The following is a 19392-nucleotide window of genomic DNA, read 5'->3' on the forward strand; positions in this document are numbered from 1 at the left end:
CCTTAAGAGCTACTCTCCCCCTTGAAGGAATAACCGGTTTGACACTGTCATCGCAACATTATCTGGTGATTACTGCTCTGGGTGCCGATCGCCCCGGAATTGTGAACACTATCACCCGTCATGTCAGTAGTTGCGGCTGTAATATTGAAGACAGTCGCCTGGCGATGCTGGGAGAAGAGTTCACTTTTATCATGCTGCTTTCCGGTTCATGGAACGCAATCACCTTGATCGAATCAACGTTACCGTTGAAAGGTGCCGAGCTGGATCTGTTAATCGTGATGAAGCGAACGACGGCTCGTCCGCGTCCGCCGATGCCAGCATCTGTCTGGGTTCAGGTCGATGTAGCAGACTCACCACATTTAATTGAACGCTTTACCGCACTTTTTGACGCGCACCATATGAACATTGCGGAGCTGGTGTCTCGCACGCAACCTGCTGAAAATGAACGCGCTGCACAACTACATATTCAGATCACAGCCCACAGCCCGGCGTCTGCGGATTCAGCAAATATTGAACAAGCCTTCAAAGCACTATGTACAGAACTCAATGCGCAAGGCAGTATTAGCGTCGTCAATTATTCCCAACATGATGAACAGGATGGAGTTAAGTAATGAATCCACTGAAAGCCGGTGACATCGCACCGAAATTTAGCTTGCCGGATCAAGACGGAGAGCAAGTTAATTTGGCCGACTTCCAGGGACAGCGTGTTCTGGTTTATTTCTACCCGAAAGCCATGACCCCCGGCTGTACCGTACAGGCCTGCGGCTTACGCGATAACATGGATGAGTTGAAAAAAGCCGGTGTTGATGTGCTGGGTATCAGCACTGATAAACCCGAAAAACTCTTCCGTTTCGCGGAAAAAGAGCTGCTCAACTTTACGCTTCTGTCTGATGAGGATCACCAGGTGTGCGAGCAATTCGGCGTCTGGGGAGAGAAGTCCTTCATGGGCAAAACCTACGATGGTATTCACCGCATCAGCTTCCTGATCGACGCTGACGGCAAAATCGAACATGTATTTGACGATTTCAAAACCAGCAATCACCACGACGTAGTGATTAACTGGCTGAAAGAACACGCCTGATTACTTTGCTCCATTCCGTGCTGGCTGCGCTTGCGGCCAGCACATCTCACATTCCGGAATGAAGGTTAATCTTGTGCGATTTGGCCATCGGGCCAGGCATGAATCACCGCTTTAATTAGTGTCGCCAGAGGAATGGCGAAGAATACGCCCCAGAATCCCCACAGCCCACCGAAGATCACCACCGATAAAATAATCACCAGCGGATGCAGGTTGACCGCCTCGGAGAACAACACGGGAACTAACAGGTTACCGTCCAGCGCCTGGATAATCAGATACACCGCAAAGCAACTCCAGAATTCAGTGCCTGCTCCAAACTGGAATAGCGCCACCCCCACTACGGGAATAGTCACCACAAAAGCACCGATGTACGGGATAAGCACCGAGAAGCCGACCAGTACCGCCAACAGTAGTGAATAGTTCAGCCCGAAGAGTAAAAAACCCAGCCAGGTGGCTATCCCCACCACGATCATCTCCAGCACTTTACCGCGAATGTAGTTGGTGATTTGCTGGTTCATTTCCTTCCAGACCTGACCTGCCAGCCCACGGTTACGTGGTAGCACCCGACGAACGGCATTCAGCATTTGCTCTTTGTCTTTTAGCAGAAAGAAGACCATCAGCGGCACCAGCACCAGATAGACGGCAATGGTCAGCAATCCCACCAGCGAGGCGAGAGAGATTTTCACCACCGAATCGCCCATTGTGAGCATCCGACTGCGCATGTTGTCGGCCATCGCATCAATGATGCCCGCATCCATCAACGCCGGATAACGTCGCGGCAACGTGGCGGCAAAATCGGAAAGTTTATTGAGCATCCCCGGCATATCGCGGATTAAGTAAATACCCTGCTGCCAGGCAATAGGCAGTACCACGAATGCCATCAGTAGCAGGATGCCAACAAACAGAACCAGCACAATCGACGTCGCCCAACGGCGGGAACAGCCAATAGATTGTAGGCGGACGGTCGGCCATTCCAGCAAATAGGCCAGCACAATAGCCACCAGCAACGGCGCGAGTAGGCCACTAAAGAAAAAGATAATGCCAAAACCGGCAACTAAAATAACCAGCAAGGCAATCGCTTCCGGGTCGCTAAAACGGCGGCGATACCATTGCATCAACATTTCGAGCATAAAGACCTTCCCTGAACCTCAAGAGCGGGATTGCGATCCGCAATTGTATCGAAATGTCACAAAAAAGACTTCGCTTTTTATGACGGATTAAGGAAACTGAAAAGCCATTTGAGTGGGCTAATCTTCGTCGTTACACTCAAAGGCAGTGCGGTGGGAACGATATTTCACAGTATCGGTCAAATGACTATCTCCAGAAATACAGGACAGAGGTTATGTTCAGGCAGTTGAAAAAAAACCTGGTTGCTACCCTCATTGCTGCCATGACCATCGGTCAGGTAGCCCCGGCGTTTGCCGACAGCACAGACACCTTGCCGGATATGGGAACCTCCGCGGGAAGCACGCTTTCCATTGGTCAGGAAATGCAGATGGGCGACTATTACGTTCGCCAGCTACGCGGTAGCGCACCATTAATTAATGACCCACTGTTAACACAATATATTAATTCGTTGGGGATGCGCCTGGTTTCACATGCCAACTCAGTGAAGACGCCGTTCCATTTCTTTCTGATCAATAACGACGAAATTAACGCCTTTGCTTTCTTTGGCGGCAACGTGGTGCTGCACTCTGCCCTGTTCCGTTATTCCGATAACGAAAGCCAGTTGGCTTCGGTTATGGCGCACGAAATCTCCCACGTCACCCAACGTCACCTGGCGCGAGCGATGGAAGATCAGCAGCGTAGCGCACCACTGACCTGGGTTGGCGCGCTAGGTTCTATTTTACTGGCGATGGCCAGCCCGCAGGCGGGGATGGCGGCGCTGACCGGTACGCTGGCGGGAACACGCCAGGGGATGATCAGTTTCACTCAGCAAAACGAACAGGAAGCAGACCGTATTGGTATCCAGGTGCTGCAACGCTCGGGGTTCGATCCGCAGGCGATGCCGACTTTCCTCGAAAAATTGCTCGATCAGGCGCGCTACTCTTCGCGTCCGCCAGAAATTTTGCTGACGCACCCGTTACCGGAAAGCCGTCTGGCAGATGCCCGTAACCGTGCTAATCAGATGCGCCCGATGGTGGTGCAATCGTCAGAAGATTTCTATCTGGCGAAAGCTCGCACACTGGGGATGTACAATTCCGGGCGTAACCAGCTCACCAGCGATTTACTGGATGAATGGGCGAAAGGTAACGTTCGCCAGCAGCGCGCGGCGCAGTATGGTCGTGCTTTGCAGGCGATAGAAGCCAATAAATACGACGAGGCGCGGAAAACGCTTCAGCCATTACTGACGGCAGAACCAACGAATGCATGGTTTCTCGATCTGGCAACCGATATCGACCTTGGGCAAAACAAAGCCAATGACGCGATCAATCGGCTGAAAAATGCTCGAGATTTACGCACCAATCCGGTGTTGCAGCTCAACCTGGCGAATGCTTATTTACAAGGTGGTCAACCACAGGAAGCGGCCAATATTCTGAATCGCTACACCTTTAATAATAAAGATGACATTAATGGCTGGGATTTACTGGCACAGGCGGAGGCCGCGCTAAATAACCGCGATCAGGAACTGGCTGCGCGAGCAGAAGGTTATGCGCTCGCCGGGCGACTCGATCAGGCCATTTCCTTATTGAGTAGCGCCAGTTCGCAGGTGAAATTAGGCAGTCTGCAACAGGCCCGCTATGATGCGCGTATTGACCAGTTGCGCCAGTTGCAGGAACGCTTTAAGCCTTATACCAAGATGTAATTCGCATTAAAGGAAGAACAATGACCAAACAGGTAAAAATCTACCATAACCCGCGCTGTTCAAAGAGCCGTGAAACGCTGAACTTGCTGAAAGAAAACGGCGTAGAGCCTGAAGTAGTGCTCTACCTTGAAACCCCCGCTGATGCGGCAACGCTGCGTGATTTGCTGAACATGCTGGGGATGAACAGCGCCCGTGAATTAATGCGCCAGAAAGAGGATCTTTATAAAGAGCTGAATCTGGCTGACAGTTCGCTTAGCGAAGAGGCGCTGATTCAGGCGATGGTGGAGAATCCGAAGCTGATGGAACGCCCGATTGTGGTCGCGAATGGCAAAGCGCGCATTGGTCGTCCGCCGGAGCAGGTGCTGGAAATCGTGGGTTAAGATGTACCCCTTCGGTAGCTAAGGCATATTGCCGGATGCGACGCTTGACGAGTCTTATCCGGCCTACAAATACAATGAACTTGATTCGAGTAGGTCGGATAAGGCGCTCGCGCCGCATCCGACAATAAACGTCCCGTTTACAGCTTCAAAATCTCTTTCACAAACGGAATGGTCAACTTACGTTGCGCGGTAATAGACGCGCGATCCAACTGATCCAACGTCATAAATAGCGTGCGCATCTCTCTGTCGAGTCGCTTCAGCAAGAAACGTCCCACATCTTCCGGCAGTTCAAAACCACGCAAACGAGCACGTAACTGTAGCGCCTGCAACTTATCTTCATCAGAAAGCGGCTGCAATTTGTAGATCTGCCCCCAGTCGAGACGAGACGCGAGATCAGGTAATCCCAGATTCAACTGGCGCGGAGGGCGATCGCCGGTGATCAACAACCGCGTTTTGCCCGACTCCAGAATCCGATTGTAGAGATCGAAAATCGCCATCTCCCACAACTCATCGCCAGCAATACACTCAATATTGTCGATGCAGACCAGCGACAAATGCTCCATACCGTCGAGCACTTCCGGGACAAACCAGGTGCGTTTATCCAGCGGGACATAACCCACCGCATCGCCACGCTGCGACAATTCCGCGCAAGCCGCGTGCAGCAGATGGCTGCGCCCCGCGCCTTCGCGTGCCCAGAGATAAATGTAACCGCTATGTTCCTGACGCAGCACATTTTGCAGCGCGGCCAGTAGAGAGGAGTTATCCCCCGGCCAGAAACTTGCAAAGGTTTCGTCGTCAGGAAGATAAAGTGGCAAAGAGAGCTGTGCCGGTGTGTTCAGAGATACCTCAACCAGGGATTCCACAAAATCGCGAGAAGTTTACCACAGAATTCCATTATGTTTGAACCGGGCAGCAACACTGCCCGGTCTGTACATTATTTATCTGTTATATCCGCGTCTTCTGCGTCCAGCACCACTTCTTCAGGGCGCAGCACGCTAATCAGTTTGAAGATCAGGCTTAAGCCGATACCGACGATAGTCGCCAGCGCCATGCCTTTCAGCTCCGCCGCGCCGATGTTTACCTTCGCGCCACTGACGCCGATGATCAAAATAACAGAAGTCAGGATCAGGTTCTGAGCTTTGTTGTAATCCACTTTCGATTCAATCAGCACACGAATACCAGAAGCACCAATCACGCCGTAAAGCAGCAGTGAAACGCCGCCCATCACCGGCAGAGGGATCATCTGGATAGCGGCAGCCAGTTTACCAACGCAGGAAAGCAGGATGGCGAAAATCGCCGCGCCGCCGATTACCCATGTACTGTATACGCGGGTGATCGCCATAACACCGATGTTTTCCCCGTAGGTGGTGTTTGGTGTGGAACCAAAGAAACCGGAGATCACGGTCGACAGACCGTTAGCGAACATCGAACGATGCAGGCCCGGATCGCGCAGCAGATCTTTCTTCACAATGTTAGCCGTTACGACCAGATGCCCCACGTGTTCGGCAATCACCACCAGCGCCGCTGGCAGAATAGTCAGAATAGCAAACCACTCGAAGCGCGGTGTATAAAGGGTTGGCAGTGCAAACCAGTGAGCGTTAATAATCGGCGTGGTATCGACGATCCCCATCGCAAAGGAGAGCGCATAACCCACCAGCACGCCAATCAAAATCGGGATAATCGCCAGGAAACCACGGAACAGCACGGAACCTAAAACCGTGACTGCCAGGGTGGTAATAGAAATGATGACGGTTTTGGAATCTGGCGTTTGCCCTTCAGTCGGGAGTAAGCCAGCCATACCGGCAGCTACGCCTGCCAGCTCCAGACCGATGACGGCAACGATCGCGCCCATTGCTGCGGGCGGAAACAGGACGTCCAGCCAGCCGGTTCCCGCTTTCTTCACAATAAAAGAAACCAGACAGAACAGCACGCCGCACATAATAAAGCCGCCCAACGCGACTTCATAACCCAACGGCAACAACAATAATACCGGTGAAATAAAGGCAAAGCTGGAACCGAGATAAGCCGGGATTTTGCCTTTACAAATGAAGAGATACAGTAGCGTTCCGATACCGTTAAATAGCAGTACGGTCGCCGGGTTAATATGAAATAAGACGGGCACCAGGACGGTTGCACCAAACATGGCGAACAAATGTTGCAAACTAAGCGGGATTGTCTGTAAAAGTGGCGGTCTTTCACTCACCCCGATAGCACGGCGCGTCATAGTATATTCCTCTGTATTATGTGTTATAGGCGCTTTACTCAAAAAAAAGCCGACTCTTAAAGTCGGCTTTAATTATTTTTATTCTTTATTTTGTACCAAAGATTTTGTCACCGGCATCACCGAGACCCGGAATAATGTATCCGTGCTCATTCAGCCCTTGGTCAATCGATGCGGTATAAAGCTCAACGTCCGGGTGCGCTTTTTCCAGCGCAGCGATGCCTTCTGGAGCTGCCACCAGCACCAACACTTTAATGCTGCTGCAACCTGCTTTTTTCAGTAGGTCAATGGTGGCGATAACTGAACCACCGGTTGCCAGCATTGGGTCAACGATCAGCGCCATACGCTCATCGATGTTAGACACCAGTTTCTGGAAGTACGGCACCGGCTCCAGTGTTTCTTCATTACGGTACATACCGACTACGCTGATACGCGCACTTGGAACGTTTTCCAGAACGCCGTCCATCATCCCCAGACCGGCACGCAGAATCGGCACTACGGTAATTTTTTTACCTTTAATTTGGTCGATTTCCACCGGGCCGTTCCAGCCTTCGATGGTTACTTTTTCAGTTTCGAGGTCAGCGGTCGCTTCGTAAGTCAGCAGGCTACCCACTTCGGAAGCGAGTTCGCGAAAGCGCTTGGTGCTGATATCTTGCTCACGCATCAGTCCCAGCTTGTGTTTGACGAGTGGGTGTTTGACTTCCACGATCTTCATACTCTTTCTCCTTTGAGGGGCAGCCACAAAAAAAATCGACGGATTATACCGCCTTTCTTCAAGGCGGCAATATTATTTTCGTTGATTTTAGTCAAACCCATAGAAAATTTAGATAAATACATTTAACATTCAAATGGTTAAAAAAGATAATTATCCTGGCAATAAATCATTCGTTGCCTCTGCTCGCGCATTTTTTCACCTCTCGCTCAGCAAAAAGGGGGGAAAAAAGGTTGTGTAAAGCAGTCTCGCAAACGTTTGCTTTCCCTGTTAGAATTGCGCCGAATTTTATTTTTCTACCGCAAGTAACGCGTGGGGACCCAAGCAGTGACCGATAAAACCTCTCTTAGCTACAAAGATGCCGGTGTTGATATTGACGCGGGTAATGCTCTGGTTGGAAGAATCAAAGGCGTAGTGAAGAAAACGCGTCGCCCGGAAGTGATGGGCGGTCTGGGCGGCTTCGGTGCGTTGTGTGCGCTGCCGCAAAAATATCGCGAACCCGTGTTGGTTTCCGGCACTGACGGCGTAGGCACCAAGCTGCGTCTGGCGATGGACTTAAAACGTCACGACACTATCGGTATCGATCTGGTCGCCATGTGCGTTAACGACCTGGTGGTGCAAGGCGCTGAACCGCTGTTTTTCCTCGACTATTACGCAACCGGAAAACTGGATGTTGATACTGCCTCATCGGTGATCAGCGGCATCGCGGAAGGGTGTCTGCAATCGGGCTGCTCGCTAGTGGGTGGCGAAACGGCAGAGATGCCGGGGATGTATCACGGCGAAGATTATGACGTAGCTGGTTTCTGTGTTGGGGTGGTAGAAAAATCAGAAATCATCGACGGTTCGAAAGTCAGCGACGGCGATGTGCTGATTGCTCTCGGCTCCAGCGGCCCGCACTCGAACGGCTATTCGCTGGTACGCAAAATTCTTGAAGTCAGTGGCTGCGATCCGCAAACCACTGAACTCGACGGCAAACCATTAGCCGATCATCTGCTGGCCCCAACCCGTATTTATGTGAAATCGGTACTGGAGTTGATCGAAAAAGTGGATGTGCACGCCATTGCGCATCTGACCGGTGGCGGCTTTTGGGAAAATATTCCGCGCGTATTGCCGGAAAATACCCAGGCAGTGATTGATGAATCCTCCTGGCAATGGCCGGAAGTATTCAACTGGCTGCAAACGGCAGGCAATGTCAGCCGCCATGAAATGTATCGCACCTTCAACTGCGGCGTCGGGATGATTATCGCCCTGCCGGCTCCGGAAGTGGACAAAGCTCTCGCCCTGCTCAATGACAACGGTGAAAACGCGTGGAAAATCGGTATCATCAAAGCCTCTGATTCCGAACAACGCGTGGTTATCGAATAATGAATATTGTGGTGCTTATTTCCGGCAACGGAAGTAATTTGCAGGCAATTATTGACGCCTGCAAAACCAACAAAATTAAAGGCACCCTACGGGCAGTTTTCAGCAATAAGGCCGACGCGTTCGGCCTTGAACGCGCCCGCAAAGCCGGTATTGCAACACATACGCTCATCGCCAGCGCGTTTGACAGTCGTGAAGCCTATGACCGGGAGTTGATTCACGAAATCGACATGTACGCACCCGACGTGGTCGTGCTGGCCGGTTTTATGCGCATTCTCAGCCCGACGTTTGTTTCTCACTACACCGGGCGTTTGTTGAACATTCACCCTTCCCTGCTACCAAAATATCCCGGTTTGCATACCCATCGCCAGGCGCTGGAAAATGGTGATGAGGAACACGGCACATCGGTGCATTTCGTCACCGATGAACTGGACGGCGGACCGATTGTTTTACAGGCAAAAGTCCCGGTATTTGCAGGTGATACGGAAGATGAAATCATCGCCCGCGTGCAAACCCAGGAACACGCTATTTACCCACTGGTAATTAGCTGGTTTGCCGATGGGCGTCTGAAGATGCACGAAAACGCCGCGTGGCTGGATGGTCAACGCCTGCCGCCGCAGGGTTACGCCGCCGACGAGTAATGCCCCCGTAGTTAAAGCGTCAGCTCTACCGTTGGCGCTTTTCAATTCCCTTGTAAATCGCAAGCTCCAGCAGTTTTTTTCCCCCTTTTCTGGCATAGTTGGACATCTGCCAATATTGCTCGCCATAATATCCAGGCAGTGTCCCGTGAATAAAACGGAGTAAAAGTGGTAATGGGTCAGGAAAAGCTATACATCGAAAAAGAGCTCAGTTGGTTATCGTTCAATGAACGCGTGCTTCAGGAAGCGGCGGACAAATCTAACCCGCTGATTGAAAGGATGCGTTTCCTTGGGATCTATTCCAATAACCTTGATGAGTTCTATAAAGTCCGCTTCGCTGAACTGAAGCGACGCATCATTATTAGCGAAGAACAAGGTTCTAACTCTCATTCCCGCCATTTACTGGGCAAAATTCAGTCCCGCGTGCTGAAAGCCGATCAGGAATTCGACGGTCTCTACAACGAACTGCTGCTGGAGATGGCGCGTAACCAGATCTTCCTGATTAATGAACGCCAGCTCTCCGTCAATCAACAAAACTGGCTGCGTCATTACTTTAAGCAGTATCTGCGTCAGCACATTACGCCGATTTTAATCAATGCTGACACTGATTTAGTGCAGTTCCTGAAAGATGATTACACCTATCTGGCAGTGGAAATTATCCGTGGCGATACCATCCGTTACGCGCTGCTGGAGATCCCATCAGATAAAGTGCCGCGCTTTGTGAATTTACCGCCGGAAGCACCGCGTCGACGCAAGCCAATGATTCTGTTGGATAACATTCTGCGTTACTGCCTTGATGATATTTTCAAAGGCTTCTTTGATTACGACGCGCTGAATGCCTATTCGATGAAGATGACCCGCGATGCCGAATACGATTTAGTGCACGAGATGGAAGCCAGCCTGATGGAGTTGATGTCTTCCAGCCTGAAGCAGCGCTTAACCGCAGAACCGGTACGTTTTGTTTATCAACGCGATATGCCCAGTGCGCTGGTTGAAGTGTTGCGTGAGAAACTGACTATCTCCCGCTACGACTCCATCGTACCCGGCGGCCGTTATCACAATTTTAAAGACTTTATTAATTTCCCCAATGTCGGCAAAGCCAATCTGGTGAACAAACCACTGCCGCGTTTACGCCATATATGGTTTGATAAAGCCCAGTTCCGCAACGGTTTTGACGCCATTCGCGAACACGATGTGCTGCTCTATTATCCTTATCACACTTTTGAGCACGTGCTGGAACTGCTACGCCAGGCCTCGTTCGACCCAAGCGTACTGGCGATTAAAATTAACATTTACCGCGTGGCGAAAGATTCGCGCATCATCGACTCGATGATCCACGCCGCGCACAACGGTAAGAAAGTCACCGTGGTGGTTGAGTTACAGGCACGTTTCGACGAAGAAGCTAACATTCATTGGGCGAAGCGGCTTACCGAAGCGGGAGTACATGTGATCTTCTCTGCCCCGGGACTGAAGATTCACGCCAAATTATTCCTGATTTCGCGTAAAGAAAACGGCGAAGTTGTGCGTTATGCGCATATCGGAACCGGGAACTTTAACGAAAAAACGGCGCGCCTTTATACCGACTACTCGCTGCTGACTGCCGATGCGCGTATCACCAACGAAGTACGGCGAGTGTTCAATTTTATTGAAAATCCATACCGTCCCGTGACATTCGATTATTTAATGGTGTCACCGCAAAACTCTCGTCGCCTGCTGTATGAAATGGTAGACCGCGAGATCGCCAACGCTCAACAAGGGCTACCCAGCGGTATTACCCTGAAATTGAATAACCTGGTCGATAAAGGTCTGGTTGATCGTCTGTATGCGGCCTCCAGCTCCGGCGTGCCGGTGAATCTGCTGGTGCGCGGGATGTGTTCACTGATCCCTAATCTGGAAGGCATTAGCGATAACATCCGTGCTATCAGCATTGTCGATCGTTACTTGGAACATGACCGGGTTTATATTTTTGAAAATGGCGGCGATAAAAAGGTTTACCTGTCCTCCGCCGACTGGATGACACGCAATATTGATTATCGTATTGAAGTGGCAACGCCACTGCTCGACCCACGGCTGAAGCAGCGGGTACTGGACATCATCGAAATTCTGTTCAGCGATACAGTCAAAGCGCGTTATATCGATAAAGAACTCAGTAATCGCTACGTTCCCCGCGGTAACCGCCGCAAAGTACGGGCGCAGTTGGCGATTTACGACTACATCAAATCACTCGAACAATCTGAATAACCCTATGCCAATACACGACAAATCCCCTCGTCCACAGGAGTTTGCTGCGGTCGACCTTGGTTCAAACAGTTTCCACATGGTCATTGCCCGTGTGGTGGATGGCGCAATGCAGATTATTGGTCGCCTGAAACAGCGTGTGCATCTGGCGGACGGTCTGGGGCCAGATAATATGTTGAGTGAAGAAGCAATGACGCGCGGCTTAAACTGCCTGTCGCTGTTTGCCGAACGCCTGCAAGGATTTTCTCCTTCCAGCGTCTGTATTGTTGGGACCCATACGCTACGTCAGGCGCTGAATGCCACTGACTTTCTGAAGCGAGCAGAAAAGGTTATCCCCTACCCGATTGAAATTATCTCCGGTAATGAAGAAGCACGTCTGATTTTTATGGGCGTGGAGCATACCCAACCGGAAAAAGGCCGCAAGCTGGTTATTGATATTGGCGGCGGCTCAACGGAACTGGTGATTGGCGAAAATTTTGAACCCATTCTCGTGGAAAGCCGCCGAATGGGTTGCGTCAGCTTTGCCCAGCTTTATTTCCAGGGTGGCGTCATCAATAAAGAGAATTTTCAGCGCGCACGCATGGCAGCGGCGCAAAAACTGGAAACCTTAACCTGGCAATTCCGGATTCAGGGCTGGAACGTGGCAATGGGCGCTTCCGGCACCATTAAAGCCGCCCATGAAGTGTTGATGGAAATGGGCGAGAAAGACGGGATTATTACCCCGGAACGTCTCGAAAAACTGGTGAAAGAAGTTTTACGCCATCGTAATTTTGCATCGCTTAGTTTACCGGGCCTTTCCGAAGAACGGAAAACCGTATTTGTCCCTGGACTGGCAATTTTATGCGGTGTGTTTGATGCCTTAGCTATCCGTGAACTGCGGCTTTCTGACGGTGCGCTACGCGAAGGCGTACTTTATGAAATGGAAGGCCGTTTTCGCCATCAGGATGTACGTAGTCGTACCGCCAGCAGCCTCGCCAACCAGTATCACATTGACAGTGAACAGGCACGGCGGGTGCTGGAAACCACCATGCAGATGTACGAACAGTGGCGGGAACAACAACCGAAGCTGGCGCATCCGCAACTGGAAGCCTTGCTACGCTGGGCCGCCATGCTGCATGAGGTCGGGTTAAATATCAACCATAGCGGATTGCATCGCCATTCGGCCTATATCCTGCAAAACAGCGACTTACCGGGTTTTAATCAGGAACAACAATTGATGATGGCGACGCTGGTACGCTATCACCGTAAAGCGATTAAGCTCGACGATCTGCCGCGCTTTACGCTGTTTAAGAAGAAGCAGTTTCTGCCCTTAATCCAGCTATTGCGCCTTGGCGTATTGCTAAACAACCAACGTCAGGCAACCACTACCCCACCGACATTAACGCTGATTACCGATGACAGCCACTGGACTCTGCGTTTTCCGCATGACTGGTTTAGCCAGAACGCGCTGGTTCTGCTTGATCTGGAAAAAGAGCAAGAATACTGGGAAGGCGTGGCTGGCTGGCGGTTAAAAATTGAAGAAGAAAGCACGCCTGAAATCGCGGCTTAAGATGAAATGAAAACGGGCCAACATGTTATGTCGGCCCCAATAAATTACGCGCTTTCCCGGACAGGTTCTCTTTCATCCAGCATATCCACTAACAGTTGCGGTTCACCAATCAAAAAGCCTTGCAGGTAATCAATACCCAAAGAATGAACCGCCTGGCGAATCTCTTCATTTTCAACATATTCCGCAACCACTTGCATTTTCTTCATTCGCGCCAGATGACAAATTGACGCCACTATCTGGTAATCCAGACTATTCGAGACAATATTGCGTATGAAGCTGCCATCAATTTTTAATAAATTAGCATTCACATTTTTTAGCCGCGCATAACTGGCATAGCCGGTGCCAAAATCATCAATTGCAATTTGGCATCCTAACTCCTGAAGATGCTGCAACGTATTCTGTGCCTGTTTAACATTGGTCAGGATATTACTTTCTGTTACCTCAAAAATAAGCTGCCACGCTTCTATTTGATATTTAGCTAAAAAATGACTGACGTTCAAAGGAAAATGCGCCTGACAAACGGAAGTTGGCGACAGGTTAATAGCAAATCGGCGGGCAGGCATTTTTTCTCTATTTTCCGCCATAAATTGCAGTGTATGTTCGATGACCCACATGTCGATGCTGGACGATAAGCCAAATTCATGCGCAACCGGTAAGAAATTGTCAGGATTGATGAGTTCATCGTTCTCTCCTTTCATGCGCAGCAGAATTTCATGATAGACATCACCACGCACCCCAGTAATCGGCTGGGCCATCAGGCAAAACTGGTTATGCTCAAGCGCCTGCTGTAGCCGATTCATCATCGCCACTTTGTCTTTTAATTCCCGTTGTAAATACATTGCCCCACGACGTTGCATATTTTCCGGGGTATTGGTCACGATGGAAAGTTCGGCAACCGTATTTAACTCCCCGAGCAGCAGGTATATATGATTAACCGGTGAGCGGACATAGCAATAACTAACGCCAATCTGAGGTTGTAACGGTATTCCATCCCAAAAGAAACGAAACTGCTTCAGATGGTTATCCAGCGCGGTAATGCGCTCCTGGTGTGATTCTGTATTCAGTCGTAACGCAAGGTCGTTGCCGGAAAGCTGATAAACAGATTCGCCCGGCTCCAACAATGATGTCAGCCAGTGTGAAATTTTTTGTTTATATTGAATGCGTAGCATGATGCCATAGTTCTTTACCAGCATTTCCATGCCTGGGATGCGTAAATAACATAGCACGGACCAGGGTGCATCGCGCAGCGCGCGGTTCAGGGCGCTAATATTTGGCAGATGAACAACCGGGTCCACATAGGCAAGCCGTTGAATGCGTCTGACCACCGCTCGCTGACGGGTTGCCAGTACAGCCATATAATTGACAATAAAAGAAAAAACTAAATAACTGGAGGAAGTTATGGTCAGTTGCGTGGTATATCCTGGATAAAGGGGAATGTAATTCTGATAGCAGTGAATACTGATCATCAGCACTACCGCCCAGAGCAGCGATATAAACTTATAGCCGTAGCGCATTGCTCCCCACATCATCAGCGGCAACAATAACGATAACGTATAGTTGGTGCTAAAAATTGTGCTTTTTTCATTTAACGGCATACATAACAGCAACAGCAACGTACCTAAAGCCAGTAACCAGATCGCAAATTCTTTTTTGGTCACTTTTCTGTCAACCTGCTGTTTTAACTGCGAATAATAGCTACGTAAATAAAGTGGATTTCGCACCACCCGAATGATGAAATAGCACAGCGGGACACCGATAAGATTACCGACCAGCAGGGCCTGATAATTGATTAAGGTTCCAAGGTTAAAAGGCATGACGCCTACCAGATTTTCTTTGCTCGCCAGTAATCCTACAAACGCCGCAAACTGGAAAAGCACCAGGAACAACGTTGCAGGAAAAAAAATCTGCCAAAAAATTCGCTGGGAAATTAAGCGGGTATCGCCATGTGAAACGTTGTTACGCCGGGGAGTAAAGACCCTGTAACCGCCCCAACAAATAATAATAATGATAATAAAATTAGCCGTTAACGAAAGCGTTTCGTAAAGGCCAAGCTCCGCATACTTACGAACAAAAATGCCTAATGCTATACCCGGTAATGCTGCCCAGCCAAAAAACATCATCATGCTGATCATCAGAGCCAGGGGCAGATAAAAGAGAAATACTTCACCAGAGGAAATATGCGCGAAAGTATTTATTTGTGCGAAAACAGGTAAAATTAAAGAAGGCAGGATCAGCGGAAGCCCCCACCATTTATCACGTATTTTTATATAAGTTGCATTCAGTTTCATAGATGCTCAGCAGAATCCCCCACATCCTGAAGGGGTGTATTCAGACAGGCATCCCACCTGACTTCGAAAGATGATTACTCATCGCTATAGAGGACATTGATTCTAAGTGTCATATGAAAGTTCCAATTGATATATATCAAACAAAATAACCCTGATTAATGAATTATTACGTTTATTATGTTAATTCATCATTATTACATCAGCACTGTAAATAATTAAATTAATTTCCATAACATTAAAATATGTATCCACTGACGCTTTTTTACATAACGAAGAATTGACCATTTTTTCCTGATGTGCCTTAATGTAAGTACCGTCTCCTGAGTGGGACATACTTCAAGGAACCTTTTGTGAGTCAGGCAACCAGTATGCGAAAACGACACCGATTTAACAGTCGTATGACCCGTATCGTACTACTCATTAGCTTTATCTTCTTCTTTGGCCGCTTTATCTACTCGTCCGTCAGTGCCTGGCAGCATCATCAGAGCAAAAAAGAAGCTCAACAATCCACACTCTCTATCGAATCATCGGTACAACGTTAGCGGTTACCTTCGTCATCCTTCCTGAACAAGACGGCTCAATGTTGTCAGATGCTGTTGCTCTTTGTTGTTATCAAAGCGGCAAGCATTCTTTCACCTTAAATCTCGCCTCTTTGCCCTGACTGACGATCATCTTGCCTAAGGACGGAATAAACATTAAATTAATATATATATTTCAATTATATTTTTTATTAATTTATTATTCTGGTGAATTTTAATAAATTAAATCTATTCCTTTATCCGCAATACATTTACTTTCTTCTTTTGATGATCTTAAATGTCTTATTTTTCGTAATGTGTACAACAAGGAATAGTGATGAAATTTAAAAAATGTTTTCTGCCTGTGGCAATTTTAGCGTCATTCACCCTGGCAGGATGCCAGTCAAATGCTGACGACCATGCCGCCGATGTCTATCAAACCGATCAACTGAATACAAAGCAAGAAACTAAAACCGTTAATATTATCTCCATTCTTCCCGCAAAAGTTGCCGTAGATAACTCACAAAATAAACGGAATGCGCAAGCCTTTGGCGCACTTATTGGCGCTGTCGCAGGCGGCGTTATCGGCCATAACGTTGGATCTGGTAGTAACTCCGGAACAACGGCTGGTGCAGTTGGTGGCGGAGCTGTAGGCGCGGCAGCGGGTACTATGGTGAATGATAAAACCTTAGTGGAAGGTGTCTCTTTAACTTATAAGGAAGGCACCAAAGTGTACACCTCCACCCAGGTGGGTAAAGAATGCCAGTTCACAACGGGTTTAGCCGTTGTTATTACCACCACTTATAACGAAACGCGTATTCAGCCAAATACAAAATGTCCTGAAAAGAGCTAACTATCAGGAGGACTCATGAAGAAAGTTTTTCTTTGCGCCGCCATATTAGCTGCTGTTAGTAGCCCGGCTTTCGCCTCTTCATTACAGGATCAACTCTCTGCGGTCGCAGAAGCTGAACAGCAAGGCAAAAATGAAGAACAAAGGCAGCATGACGAATGGGTTGCGGAGCGCAACAGGGAAATCCAGCAAGAGAAGCAACGGCGCGCAAACGCTCAGGCCGCAGCGAATAAAAGAGCGGCAGCAGCAGCAGCGGATAAAAAAGCTCGCCAGGATAAACGGGACGCCGAATTCACTGCGGATAAAAAGCGCGATCAAAGTTATGAAGATGAGCTGCGCAACTTAGAGATTCAGAAGCAAAAACTGGCGCTGGCAAAAGAAGAAGCGCGCGTTAAGCGTGAGAACGAATTTATCGATCAGGAACTGAAACACAAAGCAGCGCAAACCGATGTTGTACAATCTGAAGCTGACGCTAACAGGAATATGACTGAAGGTGGTCGTGATTTGATGAAAAGCGTGGGTAAAGCAGAAGAGAATAAATCAGACAGTTGGTTTAATTAATCGTCTTTCCACTACCAGGCCTGTAATTCGTGAGGATTATGGGCTTTTTAATTGCATAAAAAAACCTCCAGTGGATGAACAGAGGGTTTTGTTACCAAAATATGCTGAAGCCTCGTACGAATAGAAAACCTCAGCATTTAGTGTTCGGGTTTATTCCCACTAAATTATTTACGACACACATAACCATTTGACTGATAACAACTTTCTGAAACCTGATTTTCACCGTACCGTTTTATATACCGTCACCGGAAATCAGTGCCACGATTTTTGCTTCTTCAGTGAATCGTATTGCTGTTCGCAGGATTCTCCTGCAATCCGATACTTTTCAGCCTCAGCTGCTGTTGCGTTGTAAACTCGGTTGCTTTCTTCAAGCATGTCGGCGAGCACACCGATGACCTTGCTGGCTGGCGTGCCAGTGGGGAAAGATCCGGTATAGTGTTCGGCGAGTCGCTTGGTTTTGTCAAGCTCGGCGCGCAGGCTGTCAGCAGCGGCATTAGCATGCTCAGCATCAACACGCGCCACATCGATACGGGATTGTGCTTCACGTTCAATTTGTGTTTTCTCCTGATCACGTTGTGACCTGGCCTTATCATCAGCCTGTTTCTGATCTTCCTGTGCCTGCGCATACCCGGCGTCGTACTGACGAATGCCGTGTGCATTCCAGGCTACAACTCCTGATATGACCAGAACAGCAAGCATCGCCATGATAACCAACTGTTTCCAGTATGCTTTTGCGAATGCCCAGATCATAACGCCAGCACCTTACTGGCAGTGATGTATCGCGCGCGCCGGTCATCAATGCCGTTCCGGCCACCATTGATAAGCAGAGTTACACGTGCAATATCTCCGGTATACTTCATGCAGCCTTTGCTGGAGAAGAACCACGCCGCGCTACGAGCCGCGTATTCGTCCTGCGCAAGCAGTTCAGGACTCTCCAGCAGGTCAACCTTAAGACCGTTTCCACAGTCACGATAGTTATTCAAACCGGTAATCTGGATAAGTCCGCGCCCACGGTAGTTCCAGCCATCGCCAGGAGCATTGTTACCCATGCGTTTGCTGTACACCAGATTGGCAATCGCTCTCTGGCGCTCAGGTGGCAATGGTGGTTCGCCTGCGCGTCGCCCCAATGCGTTGGCCTGTCCCTGAGTGAGACGCCCAGCCCGAACAAAGTTAGCCAGTCCGCTGACGCTGTAGTTGAAATTTTCCTGCAACCGGGTGAAACCTCCAGACTCATGCCCGACCTGAGCAATAAACATTGCCTGATCTTCTGGTTTGCTGATACCAAACTCTTTCATCGCAGAAGTTATATGCGAGAACCAGCGTGCGGCCAGCGCCTCGCTAATACCAGCAGCTCGCTGGAATTGTTTAATCTCCATGTTTAGACCTCGATACTTTAAAAATTTGAACGACGTTACCGCGCGTTTTAATAACCGCAGCGAGCATGACAGCGTTGATAATGACCTCAGATAAATCCACAGCCATTGGCGTGCGGAACCAGATTGCATAGGCAACACGAACCGGAATACTGGCCGCAGCAACAATCAGGAAATAAGCAAGCCACCCCCCCATCTTCGATGTTGAGATCCGTTACGCCGGAATGTGACAACACGAATTGCTATGCCAGTACAAATAACTGCATTGGTGATAAGCAAAAAAAACTCATGCGTTACCATCGTCTTTTCTCCCCGGAATTAACTCGCGTGGATTATCGGAACGGTGGTAGAGCCATATACCAATACGCACAGCAACAATTGCTGACACGAATGCGCCAGCAGAGAAAACAATCCCTTTTTCAAAAGAGTCCTGCGTGATAGTAGGGATCAGGCTGGCTATGCCGATAAGAATTGATGCTGCTGGTTTATAAAAAAGAAGGCCGCAGAGAAAGCTAAGCATCGACAAGAGTACACGACGACGAATGGGATACTCTACCGCAGAGGTAACAAAAATTACCGCTCCAGCCAAAGCCCCCAAAGCAACCTCAGGAGGAACTCCTGCTATCACCGCCGCCAGAGAACTCATGCTAAGCCACTGATTTAAAGTTTCACTGGTTAGTTGAGCTGACATGTTTTCCACCGTTTATATGCATAACTACCTCCTGAACAGTAAAGCATTATGCATGATAAACCATTTATGGTTTTTTGTTACTTCAACATCGTCAATCCCCTGTTTTCATGCCGATAATAAGGCTCAC

The 19392-nt window shown here is 49.0% G+C and carries 20 protein-coding genes and 1 pseudogene; 11 read left to right on the forward strand and 10 right to left on the reverse strand.

The window, feature by feature from the left end:
* Positions 1–38: 38 nt before the first annotated feature.
* Together C0K55_RS01950 and bcp are read left to right on the forward strand one after the other, a co-directional pair.
* Positions 39–611 (forward strand): glycine cleavage system transcriptional repressor, encoded by a 573-nt coding sequence (locus C0K55_RS01950; protein WP_010378971.1) that lies wholly within the window; start codon positions 39–41, stop codon positions 609–611.
* Entirely contained in the window at positions 611–1081 is a 471-nt protein-coding gene (gene bcp / locus C0K55_RS01955) for a thioredoxin-dependent thiol peroxidase (RefSeq protein ID WP_001068673.1), read from the forward strand. The genes C0K55_RS01950 and bcp overlap by 1 nt, the downstream gene beginning before the upstream one ends.
* Before the next feature lie 65 nt (positions 1082–1146).
* On the opposite strand, the gene C0K55_RS01960 is transcribed toward bcp, so the two are convergent.
* Positions 1147–2208: an AI-2E family transporter gene (locus tag C0K55_RS01960; RefSeq protein ID WP_000892035.1), complete on the reverse strand. Its 1062-nt coding sequence runs from the start codon at positions 2206–2208 to the stop codon at positions 1147–1149.
* A 212-nt stretch (positions 2209–2420) separates the two neighbouring features.
* Here C0K55_RS01960 and bepA point away from each other — a divergent pair, with 212 nt between their 5' ends.
* Both bepA and arsC read left to right on the forward strand, forming a co-directional pair.
* Positions 2421–3884 carry a beta-barrel assembly-enhancing protease gene (gene bepA, locus C0K55_RS01970; protein WP_105266003.1) on the forward strand — a complete coding sequence of 488 codons (1464 nt, stop codon included), beginning with the start codon at positions 2421–2423 and terminating at the stop codon, positions 3882–3884.
* Between the two features lie 20 nt (positions 3885–3904).
* Positions 3905–4264 carry an arsenate reductase (glutaredoxin) gene (gene arsC, locus C0K55_RS01975; protein WP_000166463.1) on the forward strand — a complete coding sequence of 120 codons (360 nt, stop codon included), beginning with the start codon at positions 3905–3907 and terminating at the stop codon, positions 4262–4264.
* 137 nt (positions 4265–4401) lie between these two features.
* Here arsC and C0K55_RS01980 read toward each other — a convergent pair whose 3' ends face one another.
* The 3 genes from C0K55_RS01980 to upp all read right to left on the reverse strand — a co-directional run bounded on the left by C0K55_RS01980 (position 4402) and on the right by upp (position 7200).
* Complete coding sequence (locus C0K55_RS01980) at positions 4402–5103, reverse strand: DnaA inactivator Hda (protein ID WP_001307333.1); 702 nt, start codon at positions 5101–5103, stop codon at positions 4402–4404.
* 95 nt (positions 5104–5198) lie between these two features.
* Positions 5199–6488 carry a uracil permease gene (gene uraA / locus C0K55_RS01985; RefSeq protein ID WP_010378964.1) on the reverse strand — a complete coding sequence of 430 codons (1290 nt, stop codon included), beginning with the start codon at positions 6486–6488 and terminating at the stop codon, positions 5199–5201.
* 85 nt (positions 6489–6573) lie between these two features.
* Positions 6574–7200: a uracil phosphoribosyltransferase gene (upp, locus tag C0K55_RS01990; protein ID WP_001295473.1), complete on the reverse strand. Its 627-nt coding sequence runs from the start codon at positions 7198–7200 to the stop codon at positions 6574–6576.
* Between the two features lie 324 nt (positions 7201–7524).
* On the opposite strand from upp, the gene purM reads away from it, so the two are divergent.
* The 4 genes from purM (at position 7525) to ppx (ending at position 12984) form a co-directional block, all read left to right on the forward strand.
* Positions 7525–8562, forward strand: coding sequence for a phosphoribosylformylglycinamidine cyclo-ligase (purM, locus tag C0K55_RS01995; RefSeq protein ID WP_001516867.1), 1038 nt, complete (start codon positions 7525–7527; stop codon positions 8560–8562).
* A complete protein-coding gene (gene purN / locus C0K55_RS02000; RefSeq protein ID WP_016262252.1) occupies positions 8562–9200 on the forward strand; it encodes a phosphoribosylglycinamide formyltransferase in 639 nt (212 codons plus the stop codon). Before purM ends, purN begins: the two co-directional genes overlap by 1 nt.
* A gap of 171 nt (positions 9201–9371) precedes the next feature.
* Positions 9372–11438, forward strand: coding sequence for a polyphosphate kinase 1 (gene ppk1 / locus C0K55_RS02005; protein WP_001516868.1), 2067 nt, complete (start codon positions 9372–9374; stop codon positions 11436–11438).
* 4 nt (positions 11439–11442) lie between these two features.
* On the forward strand, positions 11443–12984 hold the full coding sequence (gene ppx / locus C0K55_RS02010) for an exopolyphosphatase (RefSeq protein ID WP_001121375.1): 1542 nt from the start codon (positions 11443–11445) through the stop codon (positions 12982–12984).
* A 44-nt stretch (positions 12985–13028) separates the two neighbouring features.
* On the opposite strand, the gene C0K55_RS02015 is transcribed toward ppx, so the two are convergent.
* Positions 13029–15272: a bifunctional diguanylate cyclase/phosphodiesterase gene (locus C0K55_RS02015; RefSeq protein WP_105266975.1), complete on the reverse strand. Its 2244-nt coding sequence runs from the start codon at positions 15270–15272 to the stop codon at positions 13029–13031.
* 180 nt (positions 15273–15452) lie between these two features.
* Positions 15453–15605 (reverse strand): hypothetical protein, encoded by a 153-nt coding sequence (locus C0K55_RS26170; RefSeq protein WP_000019728.1) that lies wholly within the window; start codon positions 15603–15605, stop codon positions 15453–15455.
* A 17-nt stretch (positions 15606–15622) separates the two neighbouring features.
* Here C0K55_RS26170 and C0K55_RS02025 point away from each other — a divergent pair, with 17 nt between their 5' ends.
* From C0K55_RS02025 to C0K55_RS02035, 3 genes are all read left to right on the forward strand, one after another.
* Entirely contained in the window at positions 15623–15814 is a 192-nt protein-coding gene (locus tag C0K55_RS02025) for a YfgG family protein (protein ID WP_000076002.1), read from the forward strand.
* Positions 15815–16124: 310 nt separating this feature from the next.
* On the forward strand, positions 16125–16643 hold the full coding sequence (locus C0K55_RS02030; RefSeq protein ID WP_010378956.1) for a glycine zipper 2TM domain-containing protein: 519 nt from the start codon (positions 16125–16127) through the stop codon (positions 16641–16643).
* A gap of 15 nt (positions 16644–16658) precedes the next feature.
* Positions 16659–17201 (forward strand): DUF5384 family protein, encoded by a 543-nt coding sequence (locus C0K55_RS02035; RefSeq protein ID WP_000755156.1) that lies wholly within the window; start codon positions 16659–16661, stop codon positions 17199–17201.
* Between the two features lie 252 nt (positions 17202–17453).
* Here the strand turns inward: C0K55_RS02035 and C0K55_RS02040 are convergent, their stop codons facing one another.
* The 4 genes and pseudogenes from C0K55_RS02040 to C0K55_RS02055 all read right to left on the reverse strand — a co-directional run bounded on the left by C0K55_RS02040 (position 17454) and on the right by C0K55_RS02055 (position 19265).
* Positions 17454–17951, reverse strand: a complete 498-nt coding sequence (locus C0K55_RS02040; protein WP_087598100.1) for a DUF2514 family protein — start codon at positions 17949–17951, stop codon at positions 17454–17456.
* Complete coding sequence (locus tag C0K55_RS02045) at positions 17948–18577, reverse strand: glycoside hydrolase family 19 protein (protein WP_105266599.1); 630 nt, start codon at positions 18575–18577, stop codon at positions 17948–17950. The genes C0K55_RS02040 and C0K55_RS02045 overlap by 4 nt, the downstream gene beginning before the upstream one ends.
* Positions 18567–18874: pseudogene (locus tag C0K55_RS02050) on the reverse strand (phage holin family protein). Before C0K55_RS02050 ends, C0K55_RS02045 begins: the two are co-directional and overlap by 11 nt.
* Positions 18861–19265: a putative holin gene (locus tag C0K55_RS02055; protein WP_001275999.1), complete on the reverse strand. Its 405-nt coding sequence runs from the start codon at positions 19263–19265 to the stop codon at positions 18861–18863. Before C0K55_RS02055 ends, C0K55_RS02050 begins: the two are co-directional and overlap by 14 nt.
* Positions 19266–19392: the final 127 nt, after the last annotated feature.

It is taken from the genome of Escherichia sp. MOD1-EC6098 (assembly GCF_002965865.1).
GTDB classification, from domain to species: domain Bacteria; phylum Pseudomonadota; class Gammaproteobacteria; order Enterobacterales; family Enterobacteriaceae; genus Escherichia; species Escherichia marmotae.